General features: G+C 62.2%; 8 protein-coding genes. All 8 read left to right on the forward strand.

The window, feature by feature from the left end:
- The first annotated feature begins 172 nt into the window (after positions 1-172).
- The 8 genes from AC07SU_RS30420 to AC07SU_RS30455 all read left to right on the forward strand — a co-directional run bounded on the left by AC07SU_RS30420 (position 173) and on the right by AC07SU_RS30455 (position 9,974).
- Positions 173-1,795 (forward strand): methyl-accepting chemotaxis protein, encoded by a 1,623-nt coding sequence (locus tag AC07SU_RS30420; RefSeq protein ID WP_494999210.1) that lies wholly within the window; start codon positions 173-175, stop codon positions 1,793-1,795.
- Positions 1,795-2,307, forward strand: coding sequence for a chemotaxis protein CheW (locus AC07SU_RS30425; protein WP_494999211.1), 513 nt, complete (start codon positions 1,795-1,797; stop codon positions 2,305-2,307). Before AC07SU_RS30420 ends, AC07SU_RS30425 begins: the two co-directional genes overlap by 1 nt.
- On the forward strand, positions 2,304-3,566 hold the full coding sequence (locus AC07SU_RS30430; protein ID WP_494999212.1) for a CheR family methyltransferase: 1,263 nt from the start codon (positions 2,304-2,306) through the stop codon (positions 3,564-3,566). Before AC07SU_RS30425 ends, AC07SU_RS30430 begins: the two co-directional genes overlap by 4 nt.
- Positions 3,563-4,264, forward strand: coding sequence for a chemotaxis protein CheW (locus tag AC07SU_RS30435; protein WP_494999213.1), 702 nt, complete (start codon positions 3,563-3,565; stop codon positions 4,262-4,264). The genes AC07SU_RS30430 and AC07SU_RS30435 overlap by 4 nt, the downstream gene beginning before the upstream one ends.
- Positions 4,261-6,546 carry a hybrid sensor histidine kinase/response regulator gene (locus AC07SU_RS30440; RefSeq protein WP_494999214.1) on the forward strand — a complete coding sequence of 762 codons (2,286 nt, stop codon included), beginning with the start codon at positions 4,261-4,263 and terminating at the stop codon, positions 6,544-6,546. The genes AC07SU_RS30435 and AC07SU_RS30440 overlap by 4 nt, the downstream gene beginning before the upstream one ends.
- A complete protein-coding gene (locus tag AC07SU_RS30445) occupies positions 6,543-7,553 on the forward strand; it encodes a chemotaxis response regulator protein-glutamate methylesterase (RefSeq protein ID WP_494999215.1) in 1,011 nt (336 codons plus the stop codon). The genes AC07SU_RS30440 and AC07SU_RS30445 overlap by 4 nt, the downstream gene beginning before the upstream one ends.
- 51 nt (positions 7,554-7,604) lie before the next feature.
- On the forward strand, positions 7,605-8,606 hold the full coding sequence (locus AC07SU_RS30450) for a response regulator (RefSeq protein WP_176994790.1): 1,002 nt from the start codon (positions 7,605-7,607) through the stop codon (positions 8,604-8,606).
- A gap of 192 nt (positions 8,607-8,798) precedes the next feature.
- Positions 8,799-9,974, forward strand: coding sequence for an integrase core domain-containing protein (locus tag AC07SU_RS30455; protein ID WP_176999489.1), 1,176 nt, complete (start codon positions 8,799-8,801; stop codon positions 9,972-9,974).
- The last annotated feature ends 210 nt before the right edge of the window (positions 9,975-10,184 follow it).

Genomic DNA, 10,184 nt, shown 5'->3' on the forward strand with positions numbered 1-10,184 from the left:
CCCCCCCCCCCCCCCCCCCCCCCCCCCCCCCCCCCCCCCCCCCCCCCCCCCCCCCCCCCCCCCCCGCTCCCACATTTGCTTTCTGTGATCGCTACATCAAAACCCATTGATAAATGAGGGCTTCTGCTCAGCTATACTCCCCGGCATTTGATCGGCCCTTCGAGGAATTACTGTGAAGAACTGGACCTTGCGCCAACGGATCTTGGCAAGCTTTGCGGTCATTATCGCCATCATGCTGTTAATGGTTGTGGTCTCCTATTCACGGTTGCTCAAGATCGAGGTCAGCGAAGAGGCGGTGCGCGATGACGCGGTGCCGGGGGTTTACCTCAGTTCGATGATCCGCAGTGCCTGGGTCGACAGCTACCTGCAGACCCTGGAATTGCTCGGCCTGCGTGACGACAAGGGCCTGACCGACACCGACAAGGCCGACTTCAAGTCCTATGAAGCGCGCATCCTGACGCAGATGGCCAACTACCAGAAAACCATCAACGGCCGTGACGATCAGGCCGAGTTCGATAAATTCGAAGCCATGCACCAGGCCTACAACAAGAGCCTGGCCGTGGTACTCGACAGCCTGCAACGCAATGACCTCGCCGCTGCGCGCAAGGAATTCAACACCACCCTCACGCCCGCCTGGACGGCAGGGCGCATGAAGCTCAACGACATCATCACTGAAAACAAGGACGTCGCTGACCGTGCGACCAATGCCATTGATGACGCTGTGGCCGCCGCCAAGGTCAGCATGTTTGTGTCGCTGGCGTTCGCCGTCCTCGCTGCCGGCCTCTGCGGCCTGCTGTTGATGCGCGCAATCATGGCGCCGATGCAGCGCATCGTGTCGATCCTCGGCACCATGCGCGACGGCGACCTGAGCAAGCGCTTGAACCTGGAGCGCAAGGACGAGTTCAACGCGGTGGAAACCGGCTTCAACGACATGATGACCGAGCTGACCGCCCTGGTGTCCCAGGCCCAGCGCTCCTCGGTGCAAGTGACCACCTCGGTCACCGAGATTGCCGCCACTTCCAAGCAGCAGCAGGCCACCGCCACCGAAACCGCTGCCACCACCACCGAAATTGGTGCCACGTCCCGCGAGATTGCCGCCACGTCCAAGGACCTGGTGCGCACCATGACCGAAGTGTCGACCGCCGCCGACCAGGCCTCGGTGGCCGCCGGTTCCGGCCAGCAAGGCTTGGCGCGCATGGAAGAAACCATGCACTCGGTGATGGGCGCCGCCGACCTGGTGAACGCCAAGCTGGCGATCCTCAACGAGAAGGCCGGCAACATCAACCAAGTGGTGGTGACCATCGTGAAGGTGGCCGACCAGACCAACCTGTTGTCGCTCAACGCGGCCATCGAGGCCGAGAAGGCCGGTGAGTACGGGCGCGGCTTTGCCGTGGTGGCCACCGAAGTGCGGCGCCTGGCCGACCAGACCGCCGTGGCCACCTACGACATTGAACAGATGGTGCGCGAGATCCAGTCGGCGGTGTCGGCGGGCGTGATGGGCATGGACAAGTTCTCCGAAGAAGTCCGCCGTGGCATGTTTGAAGTGCAGCAAGTGGGTGAACAGCTGTCGCAGATCATCCACCAGGTCCAGGCGCTGGCGCCGCGGGTGTTGATGGTCAACGAGGGCATGCAGGCCCAGGCCACCGGTGCCGAGCAGATCAACCACGCGCTGGTGCAGTTGGGCGATGCCAGCAGCCAGACCGTGGAGTCGCTGCGCCAGGCCAGCTTTGCTATTGATGAACTGAGCCAGGTTGCGGTCGGTCTGCGCAGCGGCGTGTCGCGTTTCAAAGTCTGATGAGCGACCTCGCGGCTAAACGCGGCGCCGTCCCGGCAGCGAAAAAGGCGTTGTACCTGGTGTTTCGTATCGGCCAGGAGCGCTATGCCCTCAAGGCCACGGAAGTGGCCGAGGTATTGCCTCGCCTGCCCCTCAAACCCATCGCCCATGCGCCGGTGTGGGTGGCGGGAATCTTTGCCCACCGGGGCGTGCTGGTGCCGGTCATCGACCTCAGCGCCCTCACGTTCGGTGCTGCCGCCCAGGCCCGCACCAGCACTCGCCTGGTGCTGGTCAACTATCAGCCGCAACCGTGGCTCGAAGCCCGCTGGCTGGGGCTGATTCTGGAACAAGCCACTGACACCCTGCGTTGCGACCCCGCCGAGTTCCAGCCCTACGGCCTGGATAACCCGCAGGCGCCGTACCTGGGCCCGGTGCGCGAAGATGCCCGGGGCCTGATGCAATGGATCGGCGTCAACGACTTGTTGAACGACGACGTGCGTACCCTGCTGTTTTCTGCCGAGCTGAGCCTATGAGCAGCGATCCGCGCTTTTCAGCCTACCTCAAGGAACGCATCGGCCTGGACGTGGCCTCGGTGGGTGAAGCGATCATCGACCGTGCGGTGCGCCAGCGCAGCCAGGCCCTGCAAACGCAGACGGCCGACCAGTACTGGCAGCACCTGCAAAGCTCCCATGATGAGCAGCAAGCGCTGATCGAAGCGGTGATCGTCCCCGAGACCTGGTTCTTTCGTTACCCCGAATCATTTGCCACCCTGGCCCGGCTCGCGGTGGCGCGCTTGGCCGAGATCAAGCAGATGCGCGCCTTGCGCATTTTGAGCCTGCCCTGTTCCACCGGCGAAGAACCCTATTCGATCGCCATGGCGTTGCTGGATGCCGGGATGGCGCCGCACCAATTCAAGGTGCTGGGCCTGGACGTCAGCCCGCTGTCGGTGGAGCGCGCCCGGCGTGGGGTGTACGGCAAGAATTCGTTTCGCGGTGGCGATATTGGCTTTCGTGAGCGCCACTTCACCGAACAGGCCGATGGCTACCGCATCGACGACCGTGTTCGCGAGCAAGTGCGCCTGCAAGTCGGCAACTTGCTGGATCCGACCCTGTTGGCCAACGAGCCCACCTACGACTTTGTGTTCTGCCGCAACCTGCTGATCTACTTCGACCAGCCCACCCAGAAACAAGTGTTCGACGTGCTCAAGGGCCTGACCCATGTGGACGGCGTGCTGTTTATCGGCCCGGCCGAGGGCAGCCTGCTGGGGCGCCACGGCATGCGCTCGATTGGCGTGCCGCAGTCTTTCGCGTTCAGCCGGCATGCGGAGCCGGTCAAGGCCGAGCCGGTGTTCGTGCCGATGCCCGCGCCAGTGCCGCAGCAGCGCAGTGCCGCGCCGATTGCGCCCAAGCCACGCCCGTTCAGCCTCGTCACGCCCCCCGTGACGCCGATCAAAACCGCGCAAACCGATGCGGGTAACCTGCTCAGCCAGATCGCCACCCTGGCCAACGAAGGCAAAAGTGCCGAGGCCCGTGCGGCGTGTGAACAGTATTTAAGCAACCACCCGCCTGCCGCCCAGGTGTTCTACTGGCTCGGGCTGCTCAGCGATGTGGCCGGTAGCGCCCTGGAAGCCCAGGGGTATTACCGAAAAGCCTTGTACCTGGAACCCCAGCATCCGCAGGCCTTGATGCACCTGGCCGCGTTGCTCGAGTCCCAGGGCGACAGTGCGGGGGCACGCCGGTTGAAGGCGCGGGCCGCCCGTAGCGAGCGAGCTGACAGTGAGTCCAAACGATGAGTAGCCCCGACGCGCTCGATACCGCAGGCCTGGACCTGACCCTGGCCGACACCCAAGCCATCGACGACTGCTGGAACCGCATCGGCATCCACGGTGACAAGTCCTGCCCGTTGCTGGCGGAGCACATTCACTGCCGTAACTGCGCGGTGTATTCGGCGGCGGCCACGCGCCTGCTGGACCGTTATGCCCTGCAACAGGACGACCGCCGCCCCCAGGCCGAGGCCGAAGTGGCCACGGATGTGGTCACGCGTTCCCTGTTGATGTTCCGCCTCGGCGAGGAGTGGCTGGGTATCGCCACCCGCTGCCTGGTGGAAGTGGCGCCGTTGCAGCCGATTCACTCCCTGCCGCACCAACGCTCCCGTGCCTTGCTCGGCGTGGCCAACGTGCGCGGTGCGCTGGTGGCGTGCCTGTCGCTGGTGGAATTGCTTGGCCTGGACAGCACAAGCCCCGGCACCACGGGCGGACGCGTCATGCCACGCATGTTGATCATCGCCGCGCAGGATGGCCCGGTGGTAGTGCCAGTGGATGAAGTCGACGGTATCCATGCCATCGACGAACGCACACTAAAAGTCGCATCGGCCTCGGGCACCCAGGCCAGTGCGCGTTACACCCAGGGTGTGTTGCAGTGGAAAGGCCGCAGCCTGCGCTGGCTGGATGAGGCGCAATTGTTGTCTGCCGTGACCCGGAGCCTCACATGACCCCCGACCAGATGCGCGACGCCTCGCTGCTGGAACTGTTCAGCCTGGAAGCCGATGCGCAGACCCAGGTGTTGAGCGCGGGTCTGCTGGCCCTGGAACGCAACCCCACCCAGGCCGACCAGCTTGAAGCCTGCATGCGTGCGGCGCACTCGCTCAAGGGCGCGGCGCGGATTGTCGGGGTGGACGCCGGGGTCAGCGTGGCCCACGTGATGGAGGACTGCCTGGTCAGTGCCCAGGAAAGCCGCCTGTACCTGCAACCTGAACATATCGATGCGCTGCTGCAAGGCACCGACCTGCTGATGCGCATCGCCACCCCCGGCAACGATGTGGGGCCGGCAGACATTGAAGCCTATGTCGCGCTGATGGAGCGTTTGCTCGACCCGTCCCAGGCGCCGGTGCCAACCGTTGCACCCCCGCCGCCCGAGCCGGCGCCGGTCTCGGCGCCTGTTGTTGAGGAGCTGCCCGCGGAGCCAGAACCGGCGCCACCGGTCAGCAGCGAACCGGCGCGCCAAAACAAGCGCATGACCGAAGGCGGCGAGCGCGTGTTGCGGGTCACTGCCGAGCGCTTGAACAGCTTGTTGGATTTGTCCAGCAAGTCCCTGGTGGAAACCCAGCGGCTCAAGCCTTACCTGGCGAGCATGCAGCGCCTCAAGCGTATCCAGAGCCAGGGTGTACGTGCCCTGGACACTTTGGATGGCCAGCTCAAGACGCTGGACCTGAACCTGGAAGCCCAGGAAGCCCTGGCCGATACCCGTCGACTGTTGAGCGAGGCCCAGGCCTTGCTCGCGGAAAAAACCGCTGAGCTGGATGAGTTCGGCTGGCAGGCCGGGCAACGCGCCCAGGTGCTCTACGACACCGCGCTGGCCTGTCGCATGCGCCCGTTTGCCGATGTGCTGGCCGGGCAAGTGCGCATGGTGCGCGACCTGGGCCGCAGCCTGGGCAAGCAGGTGCGCCTGGAGATCGAGGGCGAAAAGACCCAGGTCGACCGTGATGTACTGGAAAAGCTCGAAGCGCCGCTGACCCACTTGCTGCGCAATGCCGTCGACCATGGCATCGAAATGCCGGAACAACGGATATTGGCGGGCAAGCCGGCGGAAGGCCTGATTCGTCTGCGCGCCTCCCACCAGGCCGGCTTGCTGGTGCTGGAGTTGAGCGACGATGGCAATGGTGTCGACCTGGAACGCCTGCGCGGCACTATCGTCGACCGGCACTTGTCACCGCTGGAAACGGCGTTGCGCCTGAGCGAAGAGGAACTGCTGACGTTCCTGTTCCTGCCGGGCTTCAGCCTGCGTGACAAAGTCACCGAAGTGTCCGGGCGTGGCGTGGGCCTGGATGCGGTGCAGCATATGGTCCGCCAGCTGCGCGGCGCCGTGGTGCTGGAGCAGACGGCAGGGCAGGGCAGCCGCTTCCACCTGGAGGTGCCGCTGACTTTGTCGGTGGTACGCAGCCTGGTGGTGGAAGTCGGCGAAGAGGCCTATGCCTTCCCGCTGGCGCATATCGAACGCATGTGCGACCTGGCGCCCGATGACATTGTGCAGTTGGAAGGCCGCCAGCACTTCTGGCACGAGGGCCGGCATGTCGGCCTGGTTGCCGCCAGCCAGTTGTTGCAGCGTCCGGCGGGGCAGAGCAATGAAGAGACGCTGAAAGTAGTGGTGATCCGCGAGCGCGATGCGGTGTATGGCATTGCGGTGGAGCGTTTTATCGGCGAACGCACCCTGGTGGTGTTGCCGCTGGATGATCGCCTGGGCAAGGTCCAGGATATTTCTGCCGGGGCGTTGCTGGACGACGGCTCGGTGGTGTTGATCGTCGACGTTGAAGACATGCTGCGTTCGGTGGATAAGTTGCTCAACACCGGGCGCCTGGAACGCATCGCCCGGCGTAGCCAGCAGGCCACCGAGGCGCCGCGCAAACGCGTGCTGGTGGTGGATGACTCGCTGACTGTGCGCGAGCTGCAACGCAAATTGTTACTTAATCGTGGTTATGAAGTGGCCGTTGCGGTCGATGGCATGGACGGCTGGAACGCGTTGCGGTCCGAAGACTTCGACCTGCTCATCACTGACATTGATATGCCTCGTATGGACGGTATTGAATTGGTCACACTCCTGCGCCGTGACAGTCGCCTGCAATCGTTGCCGGTGATGGTGGTGTCGTACAAGGATCGCGAAGAAGACCGGCGCCGTGGACTGGACGCCGGTGCCGACTATTATTTAGCCAAGGCCAGTTTCCACGATGACGCCCTGTTGGACGCCGTGGTCGAGCTGATTGGAGGAGCCCGGGCATGAGGATTGCGATCGTCAATGACATGCCCCTGGCGGTGGAGGCGTTGCGCCGTGCCCTGAGTTTCGAACCCGCGCATCAAGTCGTCTGGGTGGCCAACAATGGCCTGGAAGCCGTGCAGCGTTGCGCCGAGCTGACCCCGGACCTGATCCTGATGGACCTGATCATGCCGGTGATGGATGGTGTGGAGGCCACCCGACAGATCATGGCCGAGACGCCGTGCGCCATTCTGTTGGTGACGGTCGACCGCCAGGCCAATATGAGCCGGGTATTCGAGGCCATGGGCCACGGCGCGCTGGACGTGGTGGACACCCCGGCGCTCGGCGTGGGCAACCCCAAGGATGCGGCGGCGCCGTTGCTGCGCAAGATCCTCAATATTGGCTGGCTGATCGGCCAGCGTGGCAGCCGCGTGCGCGCCGAAACCGCGCCCCAACGCACCGGCGGCAAACGCCAGCGCCTGGTGGCTATTGGTTCTTCGGCGGGCGGCCCGGCTGCCCTGGAAATCCTGCTCAAGGGTTTGCCCCGGGACTTTCCGGCCGCCATTGTGCTGGTGCAGCATGTGGACCAGGTGTTCGCTGCGGGCATGGCCGAGTGGCTGGGCAGCGCATCTGGCCTGCCGGTACGCCTGGCCCGCGAAGGCGAACCGCCACAAAGCGGCGTAGTGTTGCTGGCCGGCACCAACCATCATATTCGCCTGTTGAAAAATGGCACGCTAGCCTATACCGCAGAGCCGGTGAACGAGATTTACCGGCCGTCCATCGACGTGTTTTTCGAGAGCGTCGCCAGCCACTGGGACGGTGACGCCGTCGGCGTACTGCTGACGGGCATGGGGCGCGACGGTGCCCAGGGCCTCAAGTTGCTGCGTGAACAAGGATATTTGACCATCGCCCAGGATCAGCAGAGCTCGGCGGTGTATGGCATGCCCAAAGCGGCGGCGGCGATTGACGCTGCTGTTGAAATTCGCCCACTGGATAGAATTGCGCCCCGACTGATGGAGGTCTTTGCAAAATGAACGCGATCTCCCGCAGTGCTGGCTTGCTGGTAGTAATTCAGGTGACTGCACATGAATGATTTACAGATCGACGACATCAAGACCGACGAAAACGCCGCCATGGTGTTGCTGGTCGACGACCAGGCCATGATCGGCGAAGCCGTGCGGCGTGGCCTGGCCCACGAAGAAAACATCGACTTCCACTTCTGCGCCGACCCGCACCAGGCGATTGCCCAGGCGATCCGCATCAAGCCGACCGTGATCCTGCAGGACCTGGTGATGCCCGGCCTGGACGGCCTGACGCTGGTGCGCGAATACCGCAACCACCCGGCCACGGCCAATATCCCGATCATCGTGCTGTCCACCAAGGAAGACCCGCTGATCAAGAGCGCGGCGTTCTCGGCCGGGGCCAACGATTACCTGGTGAAGCTGCCGGACAACATCGAACTGGTGGCGCGCATTCGCTATCACTCGCGCTCCTACATGACCTTGTTGCAGCGTGATGCGGCGTACCGTGCGCTGCGGGTCAGCCAGCAACAACTGCTCGACACCAACCTGGTGCTGCAACGCCTGATGAACTCCGATGGCCTGACCGGGTTGTCCAACCGTCGTCACTTCGACGAATACCTGGAGCTGGAGTGGCGCCGTGCCATGCGTGACCAGACCCAGTTGTCGCTGCTGATGATCGATGTGGACTTCTTCAAGACCTACAACGACAGCTTCGGCCACGTCGAAGGTGATGAGGCGCTGCGCAAGGTCGCGGCGACCATCCGTGAAGCCAGCAGCCGGCCTTCGGATCTGCCGGCGCGTTATGGTGGTGAAGAGTTTGCCCTGGTATTGCCGAACACCTCGCCGGGTGGTGCGCGGTTGGTGGCTGAGAAGCTGCGCATGGCGGTGGCGGCGTTGAAGATTCCGCATATTGCCCCGGCCGAGGGTTCCAGCCTGACTATCAGCATTGGCTTGTCGACGGTGACCCCGCAGCAGGGGACCGATTGCCGGCAACTGATCATGGCGGCGGATAAGGGGTTGTATACGGCCAAGCATAATGGGCGTAATCAGGTGGGGATTGAGTAGGGCTGTGTACATATCCGTTATTTAGGTAACGGCTACTTATGGTTCCGCCCTTACGGCGGCTCACTTTTGGAAAGGCCCAAAAGTAAGCAAAAGGCCTTCGCCGGTATGACTCACCCACATGGGTTACAAATCAGTTCACGCACATAGGTAACAGTTTTTAACTGGCAGGGTCGATTTCGCGAGGATCTGACCATGCCCTGGAAAGAGCTGAAACCTATGGACCTTAAAGTGATGTTTATCGCCGACTATCTGTCCAAAAAACACAGCCTTAGCCAGTTGTGCCGGGAATACGAGGTCAGTCGAAAAACCGGGTATAAATGGGTCAGACGTTATGAAACAGAGGGCCCTAGCGGGCTTGATGAGCGTAGTCGCTGCCGCCACAACCAAAACTACATAGTGCCGATGGCGGTGAAGCAGGCAATCATCGAGCTTCGTTCAATTGGCGAGACGATTCCCGGTCCGAAGAAGATTCAGAACAGCCTCATACTGCGTTTTCCGGATCAAGATCCGCCCTCGAAAACGACCATTTACAACATCCTCAAGGCCGCTGATTTGATCACGCCTCGGCCAATGCGTCGAAGCGTGGCTGTTTACCCCAAGCCTTTACGCAAGGCAGAAAATCCTAATCAGCTGTTCAGCGCTGACTACAAGGGTCAGTACCTGACTGGGGCAGGTGTTTGGTGCTATCCGCTGACGATCATGGATCATGCCAGTCGTTTTTTACTGGCCTGCCAGAGCATGGGCAGCACCAACTTTAAGGAAACTCAGCAAACCTTCGAGAGGGTTTTCCGCGAATACGGACTGCCAGAACGCATTCGTACTGATAACGGCATACCGTTTGCCAGCACCAGTCGCGCGGGGCTATCACAGCTATCGATCTGGTGGATGAGGCTTGGGATCATTCCTGAGCGAATCGAGCCCGGTCGCCCAGATCAGAATGGGCGGCACGAACGTATGCATCGGACACTGAAAAGCACATTACCTCATCCTTCGCCAATTGCCTGGGAGGCCCAACAGCGTCACTTTGATCGTTTCCTACAGCACTACAATTACGAGCGTGGCCACGAGGCGCTTGGGCAGAAAACCCCTGCCACTTGCTATACGCCTTCCACTCGAATGTACCCAGAAACGTTACCGGAGATGGTCTATGCAAGCCATATCGAGAGTTACTTGGCCGATAGTAGCGGGATCATCAACCGAGGTGGAATGCGGGTGTATGTTGGAAATTTGCTCTGTCACCAGACCATCGGAATGGAAATGATTGGTGATGGGGTGTGGAATGTGATCTTCGGACCGGTGATTCTTGGGCACGTGAACGCGAGAGACGCAAAGAACGGTTATGTATCAATCAAAGTGTCACCTATGTGAATGCACTTTTTTGTAACCCATGTGGTTGTCCCGTACACGCCCCAACACTCGGTGCCTCGCTTAGGCTCGGCATGCCCTCACTCCGGCTTGAATCCGTGGGCCGCCGCCACGCGCCATCCATGGCGCGGGGCGCCTAACCCGGCGTCCTGCCGGGTTACCCACGGATTCAAGCCTGCGTTCGGCCAGCGTGTTTAACGGGGCGCCTAAGAT

Source organism: Pseudomonas sp. GW821-FHT05H12, assembly GCF_059419385.1.